Genomic DNA, 20960 nt, shown 5'->3' on the forward strand with positions numbered 1-20960 from the left:
GGCCCCCCCCCCCCCCGGCTGGGGCGGGCTCGCAGCGCTGGGGCACGGAGCCGCCCGCGGGCCCCGGCGCGCCCCCCCCCCCCCCCCCCCCCCCCCCCCCGCGACGGGTCGGGTCACTCCGCGGCGGCGCGGCGCAGCGACTCCGAGAGCCGCTCGGCGGCGGCCAGCACCGCCGGCGCGTGCATCCGACCGGGCTGCCGCGAGAGCCGCTCGAGCGGGCCCGAGACGGAGACCGCCGCGATCACCTTCCCGCCGGGCGAGCGCACCGGCGCGGAGACCGACGCGACGCCCTGCTCGCGCTCGCCGACCGACTGCGCCCAGCCGCGGCGCCGGATGCCCGAGAGCGCTGCCGCCGAGAACGCCGAGTTCTGCAGGCCGCGGTGCATCCGGTCCGGGTCCTCCCACGCGAGCAGCACCTGGGCTGCGGACCCGGCCCGCATGGTCAGCTGTGAGCCGACCGGGATCGTGTCGCGGAGGCCGGAGGGTCGCTCGGCCGCGGCGACGCAGACGCGGTGCTCGCCCTGCCGGCGCCACAGCTGCGCCGACTCGCCGGTGATGTCGCGCAGGCGGGCCAGGACCGGCCCGGCCGTGGCCAGCAGGCGGTCCTCGCCGGCGGCGGCGGAGAGCTCCGCCAGCCGCGGGCCGAGGACGAAGCGGCCCTGCATGTCCCGGGCGACCAGTCGGTGGTGCTCGAGCGCCACCGCCAGGCGGTGCGCCGTCGGGCGGGCCAGGCCGGTGCCGGCGACCAGGCCGGCCAGCGTCGCGGGTCCCGACTCGAGAGCGGTGAGCACGAGTGCTGCCTTGTCGAGCACGCCGACGCCACTGGTGGTGTCCATATGGCAATACTGCCGTCTCGCATCATGGGATGCAAGCGTCTACAGTGGTCCCCGCACCGAGAAGTAGGTCACGAGCAGCCGCGAGGGAGAACCGCCATGGGTCGGACGCTGTCCGAGAAGGTCTGGGACGAGCACGTCGTCCGTTCGACGCCGGGGGAGCCGGACCTCCTCTACATCGACCTCCACCTCCTCCACGAGGTCACCTCGCCGCAGGCCTTCGACGGCCTCCGGCTCGCCGGCCGCGCGGTGCGCCGCCCGGACCTGACGCTGGCGACCGAGGACCACAACGTCCCGACGGTCGACTGGGACAAGCCGATCGCCGACCCCGTCTCGCGCACGCAGGTCGAGACGCTGCGGAAGAACGCCGCCGAGTTCGGCGTCCGCCTGCACCCGCTCGGCGACATCGACCAGGGCATCGTCCACGTCGTCGGCCCGCAGCTGGGGCTGACCCAGCCCGGCATGACGATCGTGTGCGGCGACAGCCACACCAGCACCCACGGCGCGTTCGGGGCGATCGCCTTCGGCATCGGCACGTCCGAGGTCGAGCACGTCCTCGCCACCCAGACGCTGATGCAGGCCAAGCCCAAGACCATGGCCGTCACCGTCACTGGCAGCCTGCCCGAGGGCGTCACCGCCAAGGACCTGGTCCTGAACCTCATCGCCCACACCGGTACCGGCGGCGGTCAGGGCTACATCGTCGAGTACCGCGGCCAGGCCATCGAGGAGCTCTCGATGGAGGGCCGGATGACGGTGTGCAACATGAGCATCGAGTGGGGCGCCAAGGCCGGGATGATCGCACCCGACCAGACCACCTTCGACTACATCCAGGGTCGCCCCGAGGCGCCGACCGGGGCCGCGTGGGACGCGGCGGTCGAGCACTGGACCAGCCTGCGCACCGACGACGACGCGGTCTTCGACGCCGAGATCGTCCTCGACGCCAGCACCATGACGCCCTTCGTGACCTGGGGGACCAATCCCGGCCAGGGCGTCCCGCTGGGTGCCGCCGTGCCCGCTCCCGAGGACTTCGAGGAACTCGGTGACCAGGTCGCCGCGCAGAAGGCGCTGGAGTACATGGGCCTCGAGGCCGGCACCCCCATGCGCGAGGTCAAGGTCGACACCGTCTTCGTCGGCTCCTGCACCAACGGCCGGATCGAGGACCTCCGCCTGGCCGCGGAGGTCATCAAGGGCCACAAGGTCGCCTCCGACACCCGCCTGCTGGTCGTGCCCGGCTCGGTCCGGGTCCGGCTCCAGGCCGAGGAGGAGGGCCTCGACGTGATCTTCAAGGAGGCGGGCGCCGAGTGGCGCGGCGCCGGGTGCTCGATGTGCCTGGGCATGAACCCCGACATCCTGCAGCCGGGGGAGCGCAGCGCCTCGACCTCGAACCGCAACTTCGAGGGGCGGCAGGGCAAGGGCGGCCGCACCCACCTGGTCTCGGTGCCGGTTGCTGCCGCGACCGCGGTGCGCGGCACCCTCTCCTCGCCCGCCGACCTGGACCCGATCCCGGCGGGTGGTTGAGGAGGTCGCGCAGCGACCGTCTCGAAACCGCCCGTTCGCCAAGGAGCACACCCTCATGGACAAGTTCACCACCCACACCGGCGTCGGCGTGCCCCTGCGCCGCAGCAACGTCGACACCGACCAGATCATCCCGGCGGTCTACCTCAAGCGCGTGACCCGCACCGGGTTCGAGGACGGCCTCTTCGCCGCCTGGCGCAACGACCCGGCGTTCGTGCTCAACAACCCGGTCTACGCCGCCGGCTCGGTGCTCGTCGCCGGCCCCGACTTCGGCACCGGCTCCTCGCGCGAGCACGCCGTGTGGGCCCTGCAGAACTACGGCTTCAAGGCGGTCATCTCCTCGCGGTTCGCCGACATCTTCCGCGGCAACTCCGGCAAGGCGGGCCTGCTCGCCGCGCAGGTCGACGAGAAGGTCGTCCAGCGGCTGTGGGACCACCTCGAGGAGCACCCGGGCGCCACCGTGACCGTCGACCTCGAGACCCGCACGGTCCGCGCCGGCGAGGGCGTCGACGCGATCGAGGACTCCTTCGACATCGACGACTACACCCGCTGGCGCCTGCTCGAAGGCCTCGACGACATCGGCATCACCCTCGGCCACGACGCGGACATCGCGTCGTACGAGGCCGGCCGGCCGAGCTGGAAGCCGGTCACCCAGCGCGCCTGACGCCTGCGGGCCGGCTCGGGCGTGTCGTTGTGACGGGGCTCTCGAGTCCCTAGCGTGCGTGTCGATGGTCGGGCGTCCAGCCGGGCGCCCGAGGGTCGACGGCAGGAGAGAGCCATGAACAAGTCGCAGCTCATCGACGCGCTCGCCGCACGCTTCGACGGCAACCGCAAGGCCGCCGCGCACGCGCTGGAGTCCGTGCTCGACACGATCACCCGCGAGGTGGCACGGGGCGAGAAGGTCGCGATCACCGGCTTCGGGTCCTTCGAGAAGCGCGTCCGCGACGCCCGCTGGGTCCGCAACCCGGGCACGGGGGAGCGGATGAAGACCAAGAAGACCGCCGTCCCGAAGTTCACGGCCGGCGCCGAGCTGAAGAACGTCGTCTCCGGTGCCAAGAAGCTGCCCGGGCTCACCGCGGCAGCGTCGGGCTCCGCCGTCCGCACGGCGACCGCGCCGGCCATGGCGGCTGCCTCGGCCGCCCGCAAGGCGATGCCCGGAAGGGCGGCCACGACCACGACGGACGCGGCGGCGGCCAAGAAGTCGCCGGCGACCAAGTCCGCGGCACCGCGGACGACCGCGAAGAAGGCGCCCGCGAAGAAGACCACTGCCACAAGGGCGCCCGCGAAGAAGGCGCCCGCGAAGAAGGCGACCGCCAAGAAGACGGCCTCCAAGAAGACGGCGCCGGCGAAGAAGACCACGGCGAGCACGACGCCGGCGAAGAAGGCGACCGCGAAGAAGACGACCGCGAAGAAGGCGACCGCGAAGAAGGCGACCGCCACGAAGGCGACCGCCACGAAGGCGCCTGCCAAGAAGGCGGCCGCGAAGAAGGCGCCCGCCAAGAAGGCGGCGGACTCCTGACCTCAGGCCAGGGCCAGCTCGGCGACGAGCGGGGCGGTGTGCTGACCGAGTCCCAGCTCCGCCGCTGCCCGCAGGCCCGCGAGGTCGTCGACGTCGTGGCGCAGGGACGGCAGCGCGCCCCGGAGCTCCAGTGCGCCGCCGACGAGGTGCGCGTGTGCCGAGCCGCTCCCGAACTGCGGGTCGAACTGGTCGTACGGGGCGGTGTACAGCGTGGTTCCCACCCCCTCGGCGTCCACGACGAACGAGGGTCCCCCGGGGACCAGGGAGGCCAGTGCGGCGTCGAGGTCCTCGGGCCGGAGAGCGGGCAGGTCGGCACAGAGCGCGACCGGTTGCAGCTCCGGCCACCGGCGACGCGCCTCCGCGGCCGCCTGGCACAAGGCGGAGTTCAGGTCGTTGGTGTCGCCGTCCGGCACCGCCGCGCAGCCCTGCGCCCGCAGCTCGGCGGAGAAGCGGGCGTCGTCGGTCGCGACCAGCACCGCCTCGACCGACCGGGCGGCGAGGCACGCCGCGACGGTGTCGAGTGCGAAGGCGGCTGCGAGGCGGCGCCGCTGCCCGTCACCCAGGTCCCCGAGCCGCGACTTGCCCCGCGCCGGCGGCTTGACCGGGACCACGGCGACGAACCGGCACGCCGGTCGCGGGAGGGTGGGCTCGGGGGACATCGTCACCATCCTCGCAGGCAGAGCCGGTGCGGGCGAGTAGCCTGCGGCTCGTGACCGTGCGGAGGCTGCAGCAGGGACGGGGATGGGCGTGGAGCCTCGCCGTCGCGATCGTCAAGCCCAGCCTGCTCGCCACCACGCGTCGGAACTGGATCGACGGTGAACGGATCCCCGTGACCGGTGGCTGCCTCATCGTGCTCAACCACCTCTCCCACGTCGACCCGTTGACCGCCGCCCACCTGGTCTACGACCACGGCCGGATCCCGCGGTACCTGGCGAAGTCGGGCCTGTTCCGGAACCCCGTGCTGGGGTTCTTCATGCGGGCCGCCGGCCAGATCCCCGTCGAGCGCCTCAGCGCCGGGGCAGCGGGCGCGTACGACGCGGCCGTCGCGGCCGTCCGTGCGGGGGAGTGCGTGGTGGTCTACCCGGAAGGCACGCTCACCCGTGACCCCGACCTGTGGCCGATGACGGGCAAGTCCGGCGCGGCCCGGATCGCGCTCGAGACCGGTTGCCCGGTGATCCCCGTGGGCCAGTGGGGCGCGCAACACCTCCTCCCGCCGTACGCCAAGAAGCCGGACCTGCGTCCTCGCAAGACCATCACCATGAAGGTCGGCGAGCCGGTCGACCTCGCGGACCTGCTGACCCGGCCACGCAGTCCGGAGGTGGTCCAGGAGGCGACCGACCGGATCATGGCGTCGATCACCGCACTGGTCGCGGAGGTGCGGGGCGAGGAACCGCCCGTCGAGCGGTTCGACCCCCGTCGGGCGGGTATCAAGCAGACCGGCAACCCGAACGCTCGTCGGGTGGCTCGCGAGCGGCGCGAACGGCGCCGCCGGCTCGGGAAGGACTCCGCATGAACCAGCAGTCCCACGGCAAGGTGGCCGTCTTCAGCGCCGGGTCGTGGGGGACGGCGTTCTCCATGGTGCTCGCCGACGCCGGCAACGACGTGGTCCTGTGGGCCCGGCGCCCCGAGGTCGCCGAGGCCATCAACGAGCGCCGGGAGAACACCGACTACCTGCCGGACATCGAGCTGCCGCCGTCGGTGTCGGCGACCGACGACGCCGAGAAGGCGCTCCACGGCGCCGACGTCGTCGTGCTCGCGACGCCGAGCCAGTCGCTGCGCGAGAACCTGACCGGCTGGGCGCCGTACGTCGAGCCGGGTGCGACGTTCGTGTCGCTGATGAAGGGCGTCGAGCTCGGCACGCTGGACCGGATGAGCGAGGTGATCGGTCAGGTGACGGGGGCCGGCCCGGAGCGGATCGCCGTGGTCAGCGGCCCGAACCTCGCCAAGGAGATCGCCCGACGCGAGCCCGCCGCCTCGGTGGTGGCGTGCGAGGACGAGGACGTCGCCCGGATGTTGCAGCAGCGCTGCCACACCGCGGCGTTCCGCCCCTACACCAGCGGGGACGTCCTCGGGTGCGAGCTCGGCGGCGCCTACAAGAACGTCGTCGCCCTCTCGGTGGGCATGGCGGTCGGCCTCGGCTTCGGTGACAACACCACCGCCTCGCTCATCACCCGCGGCCTCGCGGAGACCGCGCGGCTGGCGATGCGCCTGGGGGCCAACCCCCTGACGCTCATGGGCCTCGCCGGTCTCGGCGACCTGGTCGCCACCTGCTCCTCGCCCCTCTCGCGCAACCGGACGTTCGGTGAGCGGCTGGGGCAGGGGATGACGGTCGAGGAGATCTACGCCTCGACCAGCCAGGTGGCCGAGGGTGCGAAGTCGTGCTCGTCGCTGCTGGCCCTCGCCGAGCGCACCGGCGTCGACGCCCCGATCGCGGAGCACGTGGACGCGGTCGTCGCGGGCAGGATGACGGCGCCGCAGATGATGGAGTCGTTCATCAGCCGCGAGACCAAGGCCGAGACCGACTGACCAGCGGCGACCGAGGGACGAGGTCGCCGCGTGGGGTCAGTCGGGTCGAGCGAGCGACGCGACCGAGGAACGAGGTCGCGCGAGCGTGTCGAGACCGGTGAGGGGCGCGGGGCGGCGACCTGGGTCACGGGGTCTCGACGACGCTCGCTGGTGCTCGCTGCTCGACCACCGGAGCGGTCAGGTCAGGTCGTCGAGCGCCCGCCGGAGGTCGTCCCAGAGGTCGTCGACGTCCTCCACGCCGACCGAGAGCCGGACCAGCGCGTCGGGGATCGTGGCGGGCTCGGACTTCCAGCGGCGCCGGCGCTCGAAGGTCGACTCGACGCCGCCCAGCGAGGTGGCGTGCACCCAGAGCCTCGTCTTGCGGGTCAGCAGGTCCGCGGCCAGGGCGCCCTGGGCGAGCACGATGGCGACGATCCCGCCGAACCCGGGGTAGCGGACCTCGCCGACCGCCGGGTGCTCGGCCAGGCGGCGGGCGAGCTCCGCGGCGTTCGCCTGGGCCCGCTCGACGCGCAGGTGCAACGTGCGGAGCCCGCGGAGGGCGAGGTAGGCCTCGAAGGTGCCGGGCACCGCGCCCACCAGGTCGCGGCGCCCCTTGAGGACGGAGAAGAGCTCGTCGTCCCGGGTGACCACGGCGCCCATGAGCACGTCGCTGTGCCCGGCGAGGTACTTGGTCACCGAGTGCACCACCAGGTCGGCCCCGTGCTCGAGCGGCCGCTGGAGCAGGGGCGTGGCGAAGGTGTTGTCGACGACCGCGTACGCCCCGGCGTCGTGCGCGGCGGCGATGATCGTCGGCAGGTCGGCGACCTCGAGCGCGGGGTTGGTCGGGGACTCCAGCCACACGAGCGCGGCGCCCTTGCAGGCCTCGACCACGGCGGCGGTGTCGGTCACGTCGACGAGCTCGGTGCGCAGCCGACCGCGGGCCTCGAGGTCGGCCAGCTGCATGACCGTGCCGTTGTAGCAGTTACGCGGCGCGACCACCTTCGCGTCCTTGCCCACGAGGTCGAGCACGGTCGCCACGGCGGCGAGCCCGGAGGAGAAGGTCAGCGCCCGCCCGCCCTCCAGACCGCCGAGGGCGGCCTCGAACGCCGCCCAGGTCGGGTTGCCGTAGCGGCCGTACTCCCGGTCGCCACCGGCGACGAAGGTCGAGGCCGGGCTGATCGGTTCGTTCAGCGGCTGGTCGGGCTCGTGGGCCGGGCGGCCGAGGTGCACGGCGCGGGTCGCGGGGCGCAGGTCGGCCAGGTGGTCGGTCGAGTGGTCGGACAGGTGGTCGGGCGAGCCCTCGGTCATGGGGCCAGCCTAGATAGGTAGGTTGGTCCGGTGAGCCGCAAGCCCCGCGTCGCCGTCGTCTTCGGCGGACGCTCCAGCGAGCACGCGATCTCCTGCGTGACCGCCGGCAGCGTCCTGCAGGCCATCGACCGGGAGCAGTACGACGTCGTCCCGGTCGGCATCGCTCGGGACGGCCGGTGGGTGCTGGAGTCCGGCGATCCCGAGCGGCTCCGGATCCGTGCCGGTTCGGGTGCCGACAGGCTCCCCAGCGTCGACGGCGGGCGGGCGAGCGTGGCGCTCGCCCCCGACGCGACGAGCGCCGAGCTGGTGGTCACCGAGCCGGCGGCGCCGCCCCGCGCGCTCGGCGAGGTGGACGTGGTCTTCCCGCTGCTCCACGGCCCGTGGGGCGAGGACGGCACCATCCAGGGCCAGCTGGAGATGGCGGGCGTGCGCTACGTCGGGGCGGGTGTGCTCGCGTCCGCGGTGGCGATGGACAAGGCGTACATGAAGGTGGTGCTCGCGGCCGCCGGGCTCCCGGTGATGCCGAGCGTGACGGTGACCGCACGGGAGTGGTCGGCGGACGCCGCCGCCTGCCGGGAGCGCGCCGCGTCGCTGGGCTACCCGCTCTTCGTCAAGCCGGCCCGAGGGGGTTCCAGCATCGGGATCTCCAAGGTGCACGACGCCTCCGGGCTCGACAAGGCGGTGGAGGACGCGCTGGTGCACGACCCGAAGGTGCTGGTCGAGGTCTGCGCGACCGGCGCCCGCGAGATCGAGTGCGGCGTGCTGCAGGCCCTCGACGGGTCCACCGAGACCAGCGTGCCCGCCGAGATCCGGATCACCGGGGACCACGAGTTCTACGACTTCGACGCCAAGTACCTCCCCGAGGAGGCCACCGAGCTCGACGTCCCGGCGGTCCTGCCCGACGACGTCGAGAGGCAGCTGCGCGAGCTGTCGGCCCGGGCGTTCGAGGCCGTCGGCTGCGAGGGCCTGGCGCGGGTGGACTTCTTCGTGCTCCCGGACGGCTCGGTGGTCGTCAACGAGCTCAACACCATGCCGGGCTTCACGCCCCTGTCGATGTTCCCGCGGATGTGGGCAGCGAGCGGCCTGGACTACCCCGCGCTCGTCGACCGGCTGCTCCGGCTCGCCCTGGCCCGGGGGACGGGCCTGCGCTGAGCCGGAGCCTCAGATGTGCACGACCGGGCAGGTGAGGGTGCGGGTGATGCCCTCGAGGTTCTGCACCTTCGAGACCACCAGCTTGCCGAGCTCGTCGACGTTGCGCGCCTCGGCCCGGACGATCACGTCGTAGGGGCCCGTCACGTCCTCGGCGAGGGTGACGCCCTTGACCTGGGCGATCTCGCGCGCCACCTCGGCCGCCTTGCCGACGTCGGTCTGGATCAGGATGTACGCCTGGACGACCATCGTGGTGCTCTCCCTGCTGTGGCTGCGCTGCTCGGACGGGGGTTCGGCGGTCAACCTACCGCGCGATGACCGGCCGACGGCAGCCCGTCGGCTCCGGTGAGCGGTGCCGGGTCTGGTGGGATGGGGGCATGGCTGTCAGTCCCCCCTTCCCGCCCGGTGCCACCCTGGCCGACGTGGGTGAGTTCGGCCTGATCGCCGAGCTGACCCGGCTCTTCCCCCAGGGCGAGCACGTGCTCGTCGGGCCGGGTGACGACGCCGCGGTGCTGCGGGTCCGGACCGGCCACGTGGTGGTCTCCACCGACCTGATGGTCGAGGGCCGGCACTTCCGACGGGACTGGGCCTCGGCCGAGGACGTCGGTCACCGCGCGGCCGCCCAGAACCTCTCCGACATCAACGCCATGGGTGGGCGGGCCACCTCGCTCACCGTGGGCCTGGCGGCGCCGGCCGACGTCGAGGCGCAGTGGGCGCTCGACTTCGCCCGCGGGTTCGCCGACGAGTGCGCGCTCGTCGGCGCGAGCGTGGTGGGCGGTGACCTGACCCGCGCCGACCAGGTCGTCGTCGCGGTCACGGTCCTCGGCGCCTGCACGGTCTCCCCGGTCCTCCGGTCCGGCGCCGCGCCGGGCGACGTGCTGGCGCTGCACGGCCGCCAGGGCTGGGCCGCCGGGGGCCTGGCCGTGCTCGGTCGTGGCTTCCGCTCGCCCCGGGTCCTCGTCGAGGCCTACCGCCGGCCGGCACCGCCGTACGACGCCGGTCCGGCCGCCGCGGAGGCCGGCGCGACCGCGATGATCGACGTCTCCGACGGCCTGCTGGCGGAGACGGCGCACCTTGCCTCCGCCTCGGGGGTGGCGATCGACGTCCGGAGCGACTCCTTCGAGGTCCCCGAGCCGCTGCACGCGGTCGGCGCGGCGCTGGGGGCGGACCCGCTGGGCTTCGTGCTCAGCGGTGGCGACGACCACGCGCTGCTCGCAACCTTCCCGGCCGATGCCGTGCCTGGAGGGTGGACGGTGGTGGGGGAGGTGGCTTCCGGTGAGGGCGTGACGGTCGACGGTGCGCCGTACGAGGGCCCGGCCGGCTGGACCCACTTCTGAGGCCGGCCGGGCGCCCCGTCAGCGAGTGACCCGCGGCCTGCGGTCGGCGGCGAGGGTGAGCGGGGCGTAGCCACGCCGGGTGCCGGTCACGCGGACCGTCACGCGTTCCCCGGCGTGCACCGGGCGCAGGCGGAAGGTCCTGGAGCGGCCGGCGCGCACCACCTGGTCGCCGACGTACCACCGCACCCGGTGGCGGACCCCGGTCGGCTCCCAGTCGCCGATCCGGACCCGCAGCCGCCGGCCGACCTCCGCGACACCTCGCAGGACCGGCTCCTCGCCGGTGAGGCGGCCGCGGGCCACCCGCACCGGCGCCGAGGTCGCGCTGGCCGAGGGGGAGGAGCCGAGCGTGCCGGTGACGGTGACCGACAGGTGGCGGCCCGCGAGCCGGGCCGGCACCCGGTAGGTCCGCGCGGTCGCCCGCGGCAGCGGCCGTCGGCCGGCGTTCCACTGGTAGGTCAGCGTCGTCCCGGCCGGCCAGGTGCCGGGGTCGACGCTCACCGTGGAGCCCACCCGTGCGGCGCCCCGGACCGACGGGGTGCCGGGAGCCGGCGTGTCCGGCGTGTCCGGCGTGCCCGGGTCCGGCTCGCCGGGCTCGTCGGGCTTGCCGGGCTCGTCGGGCTTGCCGGGCTCGTCCGGCTTGCCGGGGCCACCGGGATTCCCGGCGCCCAGGGCCGTGAGCGTGCGCACCTCGGAGATGTCCGTACCGCCGTAGGGGTTCGTCGTCTGGACGTACCAGCCGTGGGTGCCCGGGCCGGGGTTCCAGCGGACGGTCCTGGTCGACCCCGACGGGACCTCCGGGAGCACGGCGATGTCACGGGTGGTCAGGACGTCGGCGCGGAAGGAGTCGGTCCGCAACGTCTTCGTCGTCGGCGCGATGCCGGCGTCGGCGTAGGAGATCTCGAACTCCTGGTGCTCCGGCTCGAGGGAGGGGTCCTCGGAGTCGAAGTCGTCCAGGGACGGCGAGTAGGTCCGCACGATGATCCGGCCGCCGGCGTTGTCGAAGTGCAGCAGCCGGAGGTAGCCCAGCCCGCCCTCGGGCAGGCCCTGGTAGTCGAAGAGCATCGAGTGCACGGTCCGCTCCGGCACGCCGTCACCGTCGTCGTCGAAGCGGTCCAGACGCGTGTAGGCGTCGTGGTAGTGCCCGGAGGAGACGGCGAAGACGTTCGGGTTGGTCGCCACCACCTCGTCCATGATCCGCTGCGGCACCGGGCCGAGACCTCCGGTCGTGAGCATGAACTCGTGGAGGTTGATCCACACCTTCCGCTCGGGGTGCGCACGGATCACCCGGTTCATCCAGGCGATCTGCTCGTCACCAGGGGCCCATCCCATGTACAGCATCAGGAAGTCGACCCCGCCCGCAGTGACCAGGTCGTAGTGGCCCCGGTTGTCCTGGTGCGACCCGCCGTACCAGGGGTTGTCGCGGTAGCGGTGCTCGCCGAACCAGCGCGAGTAGGCGCGGTAGTCGTTGTCGTGGCCACCGACGTCGTGGTTGCCGGCGAGCACGCCGTAGGGGAGCCCCGCCTCGTCGAGCATCCGGTACGCCGGGTCCGCGTTGAGCCACTGCCGCTCCTCGGTGGCGACGTTGACGATGTCGCCGGTGTGCAGCAGGTACTGCAGGTTGAGCTCGTCGCGCTGGTCCAGCAGGAACCGGTGGATGTTGAGCTGGTGCGGGTAGTAGTCGTCGGTCTCGTTGTAGTACTGCGTGTCGGACTCCCAGGCGAAGGTGAAGTCGTACTCCGAGCGCGGGGTGACCCCCTCGGCCGAGTAGGGCGCGGGGTCGCTCGTCCGGGTCGACCGGTCGGCGCCGGCGAAGCCCTCCGAGTGCTGGACGAGCACGCTCATGACGCCCTCGGAGGTGTGTCCGGCCGTCGGCACCAGCTCCTCGAAGGTGAACGGCCCCTCGTCGTCGGTCACCGTGCGCGCAACCTCCTCCCAGGCGCCGGTGGAGGCGTCGCGGACGTACATCAGCACCTTGGCGCCGGCGTTGGCCGAGCCGGTCCAGGTGAGCCGGGCGGTCGCGTCCGCGCCGGCATCCGCGGGCACGGCCACCGTGAACAGCTGGTAGGGGAAGGCGGTATCCGAGGAGACCTCGTGCTGGATGCCGTCGGCGCCGACGACCTGCTCGAGCTCCTCGGCGGAGAGCACCACCTTGTCGCTGCGGTCGGCACCTCGCGCGACCCGCGTGCTCCCGGAGTACGCCGCGACCTCGGCGTCGGTGGGGACGTAGGCCCGCCCCTCGCGGAAGCGCATGGTCAGCAGGTCGCCCTCGGGCGACCCGGCGGTCGCGCTGAGGCGGACGCCACCCGGCGTCACGGTCGCCCCGTCCTCGGGGCTCAGCAGCGTCGTGACCGGCTGCTCGTCCGCGGTGGTGAAGGTGACCGTCCGGGTCGCCGCGTTGCCCACCCGGTCGCGGGCGGTGAGGACGAGCTCGTGCTCACCCGGGGGCAGGCTGAGCGAGCTGGTGTCGTGCGGCAGCGTGACGGGGCTGCCGTCCAGCGATGCGGTGACGCCCTGGTCGCCGATGCCGGCGCCCGTGTCGTGGGCCTCGGCGTCGAGCGTGAAGTCCCCGCGGTAGTGGCCGCCGTCGTCGACCGAGGGATCGAGCACCGGTGCGGTGTTGTCGACGTTCACGGTGCGGGTCACGGTCGCCGTACCGGCGGTCGCGGTGACCTGGTGCGGTCCGTCGGCGACCGTCGTGGTGTCCCACACCGTGGCGATCGAGTCGAAGGCGTCGTCGGGCACCGCGAAGGTCGCGGTGAAGTAGACCTGGCCGGCGTCGTCGAAGCCGATCCTCGTCGTGGGGTCCGGGCAGGGCCGGGTGCCCTCGGGCTCGGACTCGCCCCCGCCGGCGCACACCACCGGCCGCAGCACGCGCCCGTCCGGCAGGGCCAGCCGCAGGTTGAGCGCCGAGAAGTTGTCGTTGTTCTCGTTCGGGTCGGGCTCGGGCCACGCCTTGGTGCCGGCGTAGATGCCGACCGTCAGCGTCTCGCCCTTCACCACCCGCTCGACCGGGATGGGCGCGGTGACGGTCTCGACCCGCTCGTAGAACCCCTCGTCGAAGACGGTGAGGACGTCCTCGCCGATCCGGACGCCGTTGCGGAAGAACGCGTCGGTGCTGGTCGCCTCGAAGGCGAACACCGGCGGCGCCTCGAGCGCCGGCACCGGTGCCGGCGCCGGACGGCCGTCGATGGTGAGAGCGAGCGCGGCGGGGTCGCCGGCCGACGTCGCGGCCAACCGGGTGGGTCCACCGACGAACTCACCCTCGGTCACGTTGAGCCGGACGGGTTGCTCCTCCTGCTCGCCGAGGTCGACCCGCACCGGTCCGAGCGTGCTCGTCCGGGCGCCGTCGCTGGCCGTGACGGTGTACTCCACCCAGCGCTTCCCGTACAGGTCGACCGCCGGCACGGTGTAGGCGTACCGGTCGGGTGCACCGAACTGCAGGTGCCGGCTGGCGGGACCGTCGACGTCGGTCTCGAGGGTCAAGGTGACGGTCCGGACCAGGGCGTCGTCGGTCACCTGGAAGTCGAGGGTGAGGTCGTCGGTGTCGGGGGTCTCGGTGCCCTCGGTGAGGTCGACGATGCGCGGCGGCGTCGTGTCCGCGGGCGTGGCGACGAGCCCGGCCGGCACCTGTGCCGGATCGGTGTAGCCGGGGGTGGCTCGCCCCGGGCCCAGCTTGGTCTGCCGGGTGCCGGACTCCCACCGGTACTGGAGGGGCTGGTCGGCGATCGTCTCGGCGTTGTCGTGGTAGTAGGCCCGGCTCACGTCGTAGCCGGTGTTGGTCATCACCTGGAGGCCGCGCAGGCCGCCGTTGGCCATGCCGGGGGTGTGCACCTCGACGAGGTCGACCCCGGCGGTGAGCCGGGAGCCGAAGTGCGCGTTGAAGTCCTCGGCCGTCAGGGCGTTGTTGCGGCCGTTCTTGACCCAGAGCACCAGCGTGCGGCCCGGCGCGATCACCGGGTCCGCCGGGGTGGCCGGCCACAGGGCGCTGTTGGTGGTCACCTCGCCGGCGTCGATGTAGAGGTAGTTGAGGGTGAAGTCGCTGAAGTCCACCGGCGCGTCGGAGGCGTTGTAGACCTCGACGAACTCGTAGCCGTCGGCGCCACCGACGTTGGTGGTGTCGGGCGCGACCTCGGTGACCTGCAGGATCGGCGCGTCGAGCGCAGGGTCGGTCGCCGGCGGGGCGCCCTGGTCCGGGACGGACGGCCCGGTGGGAGTGTCGGTGGGCGTCTCGGTGGGCGTCTCGGTGGGCGTGTCGGTCGGGGAGGGCTCGGCGTCGGGGCGTGCCAGCTGCTCGGGCGCGACGGTGCCGGGCGTGGGCGCCTGCTGGGTGCCGTGCACCGGCTGCTGGGTGTCGCCCGCGGCGGGAAGGCCGTAGGTGACCGTCTTGTCGGTCGCCACGTCCGTGCTGGTCCAGGTGATCCGCGAGACCTCGTCGCCGCCGACCGTGAGGTACATCGAGGTGCCGCCGTTGTTCAGGCCGTCCTGGCCGGTGAGGTGCGCCAGCTGGTAGTCGCCGGTGACGCCGAGGGCGGCGTAGTGAGCCCGGAACTGCTCGTCGGTGAGGCGGGCGTCGGTGCCCCCGTCCGCCGAGGCGTCGCGGTAGCCGCTGTGCCGGGCCCAGAGCACGAGCGTGCCGTGCGCCGGGACGGTGGTGCCGGGCTCGTAGGTCAGCTGCTTGGGATTGGAACCGCTCAGGTAGACGACGGACACGCCGGCCTCGGTGAGGTCGACCGGTGCGTCGGTCGGGTTGTGCAGCTCGACGAACTCCCAGGCGTCCTTGGAGCTGCCGTCGGAGATGGGCATGTTCGCGGAGTTGACGTTGACCTCCGTGATGAGCAGTGCCGGAGGGGCAGTCGGAGCGTCCGGTGCCGGCTCGGCCGTGGGCGTCTCGGTCGGGGTCTCGGTCGGCGTCTCGGTCGGCGTCTCGGTCGGGGTCCCGGTCGGCGTCCCGGTCGGCGTCTCGGTCGGGGTCCCGGTCGGCGTCCCGGTCGGCGTCGGGGTCTCGGTCGGGGTGGTCGGCTCCGGTGCGGGCGCGGTCGCGCCAGGGGTCAGCTGCGCGGGGGCGACCTCGCCGGGCGAAGGAGCGGCCTGCGCCTCGTACAGGCTCGCGTCGACCGATCCCGGGGCCGGCACGGCGTACTGGGCGGTGGTGCCCATGGTCTGGTCGGTGCCGGGCACGTAGGTGGCACGGCTGACGGGCTCGCCGTCCAGGCTGATCGACAGCGTGCGCGGGGTCGCGCCGCCGTTCGCCATGCCGGCCTGGCCGGTCACGTGGACGACGGGCAGGTCCGCCGGAGCGCCGTGGTGGGCGCGGAAGTCCGCGTCGGTGAAGAGGAGGGCGTTGGGGCTGCCGCTGCTCCACCCGTCCGCGGTCCCCGCCTGGTAGCGGAGCCAGAGCACCGTCGAGCCGTGAGCGGGCACGACCGCGGACCCGGCCGAGGTGTCGGCGATGCGCAGCGTCGCCTGCTGGTAGGTCAGCGTGAAGCCGTCGGCGAGGAGGTCGATCGGTGCGTCGGTGGTGTTGGTGAGCTCGAGGTACTCGAAGTTGTCCTGCCGGCTCAGGTGCCCGTCGACCTCGTGCTCCCCGGTGTCGGGGGCGATCTCGGAGACGAACAGCGGTGGCGGCGCCGGCTCGTCGGCCGCGGCTGCGGGCACACCGGTCGCGGCGAGCCCGCCCGCGGTCAGCGTGGCGGCGAGGACGCCGGTGAGGAGGGTGGTCAACGGACGGCTGAGGGCGCGGTCCGGCAGGGGAGGGAGCATGGGGGATTCGCCTTCGTCTGGGGGATCGCGCCGAAACCTGGCAGCGCGACGTGGAAGACGGGCGAATCGCTGGTGGACGGGACGTGACCGGTGTGCGACCGGTGGTCAGCCGCCCCCGAGGACGACGACGGCCGCCGCCCCGGAGGGCGACGGCCGTCGTGGATCCTTCACACGGGCTCGGTCAGCGCGAGACCTTGCCCGCCTTCAGGCAGCCGGTGCAGACGTTGAGCCGCTTCGGCGTGCCGTTGACGGTCGCGCGGACGCGCTGGATGTTGGGGTCGAAGCGGCGCTTCGTGATCTTGCGCGACCACGGCCGGTTGTTGCCGAAGCCAGGCTTCTTGGCGCAGATGTCGCAGACGGCAGCCACCGTGAACTCCTGTTGATCGAAGACGTGTGAGAGGCCCGGCGAGCGGGCAACCGGACGAGAATATCCGATCCACGGCCCCACCCCGAAATCGAGGTCGTAGGCAATACCCTGTCCCCTCATCATCCCCCACCACCCCCGGTCGGACGGAGTCGACGTCGATGGAAGTGCCTCGCGGCGGAGCGATCTCGCTCGCGGTCGTGCTGCGGTTCCTCGACATCGCGGTCGACGCCCTCGCCGAGGCGCGGGAAGAGGTGGACGCGCTCAACGTCTACCCGGTGCCCGACGGCGACACGGGGACGAACATGTGGCTCACCGTCTCCGCCGCGCGCGAGGCCGTGCGCGACGCCGTGCGGGGGTCGACCGAGGACGGGGCGCACGGAGACCCGGCCGCCGCCCTCGGCGCGTTGGCGCGCGGGGCGCTCCTCGGGGCGCGGGGCAACTCGGGCGTCATCTTCAGCGAGATGCTGGGCGCCATCGCACGGAGGATCGCGGCGGGATCCCCCGAGGAGCGGAACGCCGTGGTGATGGCCGAGGCGTTGCGGCAGGCCAGCGACGCGGCGTACGCCGCCGTCGGCAAGCCGGTCGAGGGCACCATGCTCACCGTCGGCCGCGCCGCCGCCGAGGCGGCCCAGGTGCGGGCAGCGCAGGAGGGCAGCCGCGCCCGCGACGTCTTCGCCGCCGCGGCGCACGCCGCACGGGAGGCGCTCGCGCGCACGCCCGAGCAGCTCGCGGTGCTGAGGGACGCCGGCGTGGTGGACGCCGGCGGTCGCGGGCTCAGCGTCGTGCTCGACGCCGCGGAGACCGTGCTCACCGGGCGCCGGCCGGTCCCGGTGACGGAGCCGCTGGGCAGCCACCACATCCCGCAGCCCGTGGTGGCGACGAGCCATGACCTGACACCGGACGGCCCCTCCTACGAGGTGATGTACCTGCTCGAGGCGGGCGACGACCGGATTCCCGCCCTCCGCGCGGCGCTCGGCGGGCTGGGTGACTCCCTGGTCGTCGTCGGCGGCGAGGGGCTGTGGAACGTCCACGTCCACGTGGACGACGTGGGCGCGGCGATCGAGGCCGGCATCGAGGCCGGCCGGCCGCACCGGGTCCGGGTCACCCACTTCGCCGACCAGCGTGCCGAGCCACGACGCCGGCCGGCGGCCCGTACGGGGCGCAAGGTGGTCGCGGTGGCGGCGGGGCCCGGTCTCTCCCGCCTCTTCGGCGAGGCCGGCGCGGTGGTGGTCGAGGGCGGCCCGGGACGCCGCCCGAGCATCGGAGAGGTGCTCGAGGCGATCGTCTCCTGCGGGGCGTGCGAGGTCGTCGTCCTGCCGAACGACCGCGACTCGATCCGGGTCGCCCAGGTCGCGGCGACGACCGCCGAGTCCGACGACCCCGACGGCACCCTTCGCGTGGCGGTCATCCCGACGCCCGCGCAGGTGTCCGGCCTGGCGGCGCTCGCCGTCCACGAGCCCGGCCGTGCCTTCGACCAGGACGTGCTGGAGATGACGGCGACGGCGCGCCACGCGCGCCAGGGCGCGGTGACCGTCGCCGCCCGGCAGGCCATGACGATGGCCGGTCCCTGCGAGCCGGGTGACGTGCTCGGCGTGGTCGCCGGCGACTTCGTCGTCGTCGGCGAGGACCTCCCGGGGGTCGCCACCGCCGTGCTCGACCGGCTGCTCGGCGGCGGCGGAGAGATGGTGACCCTCGTGGCGGGCGCCGAGGACGCCGACGGTGCGCTCGCCGCGCACTGCGCGGCCTGGCTGGAGCGGCACCACCCGGCGGTCGACGTGGTGGTCTACCACGGCGGCCAGGAGCGCTACCCGTTGCTGGTCGGCGTGGAGTGATCACGCTCGAGACCCCGGTCGCCGCCGTGCTCGGCGACCGCAAGGGGAAGCGCGAGAAGATCGAGGCCGGGCTCGGCATCCACACGGTCGGTGACCTGCTGCGCCACTTCCCCCGGCGCTACGTCGAGACCAAGGAGCTCACCCGGGTCGACGAGCTGGAGCAGGGCCAGGTGCTCACGGTGGTCGGGCAGGTCGCGTCGTCGAAGGTCCGCACCTACCAGGACCGCCGGACCCGACGGACGGCGTACCGCCTCGACGTCGTCGTCGCCACCGACGGCCCTCGGCTGCGGATGACGTTCTTCGCCAAGAACGCCCGCGTGGCCGGGTGGAACGAGCGCCGGCTGCCGGCCGGGCGCCGCGGCCTCTTCGTCGGGCAGGTCAGCACGTTCCAGGGGGAGTGGCAGCTGACCAACCCGCAGATGGTGTTGTTCGGGGAGGGACCGGGCGCGGACGACGGCGAGGGCCGCGACCCGGAGGCGGAGCTGGACGCGCTCGGTGCGCTCTACCCGATCTACCCGCAGACCAAGGGCGTGGAGTCGTGGGACCTGCAGCGGGCGATCACGTTCACCCGCAGCGTGCTCGACGAGATGCCGGAGCTCCTCCCCGCGCCGGTGCGCGAGGAGCACGGCCTGGTCCCGGCGCGCCTGGCCCTGGACTGGATCCACGCGCCCGACGACTGGCAGCAGGTCGGGGCGGCCCAGAAGCGCTACCGGTTCGAGGAGGCCCTCGTCACCCAGCTCGTGCTCGGCCGTCGCCGCCGCTCGCTCCAGGAGCGCGGCGCGCGTCCGCGCACCGGCGGCGCCGGCGGCCTGCTCGCGGCCTTCGATGCCCGGCTGCCGTTCGAGCTCACCGCCGGCCAGCGGGCGGTCGGCACCGAGATCGAGCAGGACCTCGCCCAGTCGCACCCGATGAACCGCCTGCTCCAGGGCGAGGTGGGCTCGGGGAAGACCCTCGTGGCCCTGCGCGCGATGCTGCACGTCGTCGACTCCGGTGGCCAGGCGGCGCTGCTGGCGCCGACCGAGGTCCTCGCCCAGCAGCACCACCGCTCGATCACGGCGATGCTGGGAGACCTCGCGGCCGGCGGGATGCTCGGCGGCGCACCCGAGGCGACCGCCGTGGAGCTGCTCACGGGGTCGATGACCAAGGGGCAGCGCACCGAGCCGCTGCTGCGCATCGCGTCGGGTGAGGCGGGCATCGTCATCGGCACCCACGCCCTGCTCGAGGAGCACGTCTCCTTCTTCGACCTCGGGCTGGTCGTCGTGGACGAGCAGCACCGCTTCGGGGTCGAGCAGCGGGCCGCGCTCACCGACAAGGCCGCCACACCCCCGCACGTGCTCGTGATGACGGCGACGCCCATCCCGCGCACCGTCGCGATGACCGTCTTCGGCGACCTCGAGACGTCGACGCTCTCGGAGCTGCCGGCCGGGCGGGCGCCCATCCAGACCAACGTCGTCCCGCTCGCCGACCGCCCCGGGTGGATGCCGCGGGTCTGGCAACGGGTGCGGGAGGAGGTCGAGAAGGGCCACCAGGCCTACGTCGTCTGCCCCCGGATCGCCGGGGACGAGCCCGAGCAGGGCGCCGGCGACCCGGGCGGCGCCGACGAGGGCGCCTCCGCGGGGCGCACGGGCCCACCGCTGGCGGCGGTGGAGGAGGTGGTCGCGGACCTCGCCGACGGGCCGCTCACGGGGCTGCGGGTCGCGCCGCTCCACGGCCGGATGCCGGCCGAGGAGAAGGAGCGCACGATGCGCGCCTTCGCGGCCGGCGAGGTGGACGTCCTGGTCTCGACCACGGTGATCGAGGTCGGTGTGGACGTGGCGAACGCGACCACGATGGTCCTGCTCGACGCCGAGCGGTTCGGCGTCTCCCAGCTCCACCAGCTCCGGGGGCGGGTCGGCCGCGGTGGCCTCCCCGGCCTGTGCCTGCTGGTCTCCCGGGCAGAGGCCGGCAGCCCGGCGCGCGACCGGCTCGACGCGGTCGCCGCCACCACCGACGGCTTCGAGCTCAGCCGGGTGGACCTGGAGCAGCGGCGGGAGGGCGACGTCCTCGGCAAGAGCCAGTCCGGGTTCCGCTCGAGCCTGCAGAGCCTCCGCGTCCTCCGCGACGAGGCGACCATCGTGGCCGCCCGCAAGGCGGCGGAGGACCTCCTCGACCGCGACCCGGAGCTGGCCACGGCGCCGCTGCTGGCCCAGGAGGTCGTCGCCATGGAGCAGTCGGTGCTGGCCGAGTACGTGGACAAGTCATGACCCGGATCATCGGTGGCTCCGCGGGTGGGCGCCGGATCGCGACGCCGCGCGGCTCGAGCACCCGGCCGACGAGCGACCGGGTGCGCGAGGCGCTGTTCTCCGCGGTGGAGTCCTGGTGCGGCTCCCTGCACGGCCTGCGCTTCCTCGACCTGTACGCCGGCTCGGGAGCCGTCGGGCTCGAGGCGTGGTCGCGCGGGGCGGGTGTGGTGACGCTCGTCGAGCACGACCGGCGCACGGCCGCGCTCATCTCGAGCAACGCGCGCACCCTCGGCTTCCCGCGCGCCAACGTCGTCGCCGCGCCGGTCGCGGCCGCCCTGCGGACACCTCCGGCAGCGCCGTACGACGTGGTGTTCAGCGACCCGCCCTACCCGTTGGAGGAGGTGGCGCTGGCGGGCGACCTCGACGCCCTCGTCGCCCACGGTTGGCTGGTGCCCGACGCGCTCGTGGTCGTCGAGCGCTCGGCGCGGAGCCCGGAGCCGACCTGGCCGGAGGGGATCGAGCGGACGCGTGAGCGTCGGTACGGCGAGACGACCCTCTGGTACGGTCGCGCCGCCCAGCCCAGCCCGCCCACCGAGGACTAGAGGGAGGCGAC

General features: G+C 73.7%; 16 protein-coding genes. 10 read left to right on the forward strand and 6 right to left on the reverse strand.

Features of this window, described 5'->3' with window-relative positions:
• Positions 1 to 113: 113 nt before the first annotated feature.
• On the reverse strand, positions 114 to 836 hold the full coding sequence (locus tag ACSMHG_RS10535; protein ID WP_435744570.1) for an IclR family transcriptional regulator: 723 nt from the start codon (positions 834 to 836) through the stop codon (positions 114 to 116).
• A gap of 96 nt (positions 837 to 932) precedes the next feature.
• Here ACSMHG_RS10535 and leuC point away from each other — a divergent pair, with 96 nt between their 5' ends.
• The 3 genes from leuC to ACSMHG_RS10550 all read left to right on the forward strand — a co-directional run bounded on the left by leuC (position 933) and on the right by ACSMHG_RS10550 (position 3867).
• Positions 933 to 2351: a 3-isopropylmalate dehydratase large subunit gene (gene leuC, locus ACSMHG_RS10540; protein WP_435744572.1), complete on the forward strand. Its 1419-nt coding sequence runs from the start codon at positions 933 to 935 to the stop codon at positions 2349 to 2351.
• Positions 2352 to 2406: 55 nt separating this feature from the next.
• On the forward strand, positions 2407 to 3012 hold the full coding sequence (leuD, locus tag ACSMHG_RS10545) for a 3-isopropylmalate dehydratase small subunit (RefSeq protein WP_435744574.1): 606 nt from the start codon (positions 2407 to 2409) through the stop codon (positions 3010 to 3012).
• A 114-nt stretch (positions 3013 to 3126) separates the two neighbouring features.
• Positions 3127 to 3867: an HU family DNA-binding protein gene (locus tag ACSMHG_RS10550; protein WP_435744576.1), complete on the forward strand. Its 741-nt coding sequence runs from the start codon at positions 3127 to 3129 to the stop codon at positions 3865 to 3867.
• Between the two features lie 2 nt (positions 3868 to 3869).
• Here ACSMHG_RS10550 and cofC read toward each other — a convergent pair whose 3' ends face one another.
• Positions 3870 to 4526 carry a 2-phospho-L-lactate guanylyltransferase gene (cofC, locus tag ACSMHG_RS10555; protein WP_435744578.1) on the reverse strand — a complete coding sequence of 219 codons (657 nt, stop codon included), beginning with the start codon at positions 4524 to 4526 and terminating at the stop codon, positions 3870 to 3872.
• 50 nt (positions 4527 to 4576) lie between these two features.
• Here cofC and ACSMHG_RS10560 point away from each other — a divergent pair, with 50 nt between their 5' ends.
• Both ACSMHG_RS10560 and ACSMHG_RS10565 read left to right on the forward strand, forming a co-directional pair.
• Positions 4577 to 5380: a lysophospholipid acyltransferase family protein gene (locus tag ACSMHG_RS10560; protein ID WP_435744580.1), complete on the forward strand. Its 804-nt coding sequence runs from the start codon at positions 4577 to 4579 to the stop codon at positions 5378 to 5380.
• Positions 5377 to 6393: an NAD(P)H-dependent glycerol-3-phosphate dehydrogenase gene (locus tag ACSMHG_RS10565; RefSeq protein ID WP_435744583.1), complete on the forward strand. Its 1017-nt coding sequence runs from the start codon at positions 5377 to 5379 to the stop codon at positions 6391 to 6393. The genes ACSMHG_RS10560 and ACSMHG_RS10565 overlap by 4 nt, the downstream gene beginning before the upstream one ends.
• Before the next feature lie 177 nt (positions 6394 to 6570).
• Here the strand turns inward: ACSMHG_RS10565 and ACSMHG_RS10570 are convergent, their stop codons facing one another.
• Positions 6571 to 7680 (reverse strand): trans-sulfuration enzyme family protein, encoded by a 1110-nt coding sequence (locus ACSMHG_RS10570; RefSeq protein ID WP_435744586.1) that lies wholly within the window; start codon positions 7678 to 7680, stop codon positions 6571 to 6573.
• Between the two features lie 30 nt (positions 7681 to 7710).
• Here ACSMHG_RS10570 and ACSMHG_RS10575 point away from each other — a divergent pair, with 30 nt between their 5' ends.
• Positions 7711 to 8832 carry a D-alanine--D-alanine ligase family protein gene (locus tag ACSMHG_RS10575; protein ID WP_435744589.1) on the forward strand — a complete coding sequence of 374 codons (1122 nt, stop codon included), beginning with the start codon at positions 7711 to 7713 and terminating at the stop codon, positions 8830 to 8832.
• Between the two features lie 9 nt (positions 8833 to 8841).
• Here the strand turns inward: ACSMHG_RS10575 and ACSMHG_RS10580 are convergent, their stop codons facing one another.
• Entirely contained in the window at positions 8842 to 9078 is a 237-nt protein-coding gene (locus tag ACSMHG_RS10580) for an Lrp/AsnC family transcriptional regulator (RefSeq protein ID WP_378593056.1), read from the reverse strand.
• Positions 9079 to 9206: 128 nt separating this feature from the next.
• Between ACSMHG_RS10580 and ACSMHG_RS10585 the strand changes: the two genes are divergently transcribed.
• On the forward strand, positions 9207 to 10166 hold the full coding sequence (locus tag ACSMHG_RS10585; RefSeq protein WP_435744592.1) for a thiamine-phosphate kinase: 960 nt from the start codon (positions 9207 to 9209) through the stop codon (positions 10164 to 10166).
• A gap of 18 nt (positions 10167 to 10184) precedes the next feature.
• Here the strand turns inward: ACSMHG_RS10585 and ACSMHG_RS10590 are convergent, their stop codons facing one another.
• Entirely contained in the window at positions 10185 to 15926 is a 5742-nt protein-coding gene (locus ACSMHG_RS10590; RefSeq protein ID WP_435744595.1) for a lamin tail domain-containing protein, read from the reverse strand.
• A gap of 181 nt (positions 15927 to 16107) precedes the next feature.
• Positions 16108 to 16293 carry a 50S ribosomal protein L28 gene (gene rpmB / locus ACSMHG_RS10595; protein WP_028645381.1) on the reverse strand — a complete coding sequence of 62 codons (186 nt, stop codon included), beginning with the start codon at positions 16291 to 16293 and terminating at the stop codon, positions 16108 to 16110.
• Between the two features lie 158 nt (positions 16294 to 16451).
• Here rpmB and ACSMHG_RS10600 point away from each other — a divergent pair, with 158 nt between their 5' ends.
• The 3 genes from ACSMHG_RS10600 to rsmD are packed head-to-tail and all read left to right on the forward strand — an operon-like array spanning position 16452 to position 20949.
• Positions 16452 to 18125: a DAK2 domain-containing protein gene (locus ACSMHG_RS10600; RefSeq protein ID WP_435744598.1), complete on the forward strand. Its 1674-nt coding sequence runs from the start codon at positions 16452 to 16454 to the stop codon at positions 18123 to 18125.
• Positions 18122 to 20368: an ATP-dependent DNA helicase RecG gene (locus tag ACSMHG_RS10605; RefSeq protein ID WP_435744600.1), complete on the forward strand. Its 2247-nt coding sequence runs from the start codon at positions 18122 to 18124 to the stop codon at positions 20366 to 20368. The genes ACSMHG_RS10600 and ACSMHG_RS10605 overlap by 4 nt, the downstream gene beginning before the upstream one ends.
• On the forward strand, positions 20365 to 20949 hold the full coding sequence (gene rsmD, locus ACSMHG_RS10610) for a 16S rRNA (guanine(966)-N(2))-methyltransferase RsmD (protein WP_435744603.1): 585 nt from the start codon (positions 20365 to 20367) through the stop codon (positions 20947 to 20949). Before ACSMHG_RS10605 ends, rsmD begins: the two co-directional genes overlap by 4 nt.
• The last annotated feature ends 11 nt before the right edge of the window (positions 20950 to 20960 follow it).

The organism is Nocardioides ureilyticus (assembly GCF_051280745.1).
Classification (GTDB): domain Bacteria; phylum Actinomycetota; class Actinomycetes; order Propionibacteriales; family Nocardioidaceae; genus Nocardioides.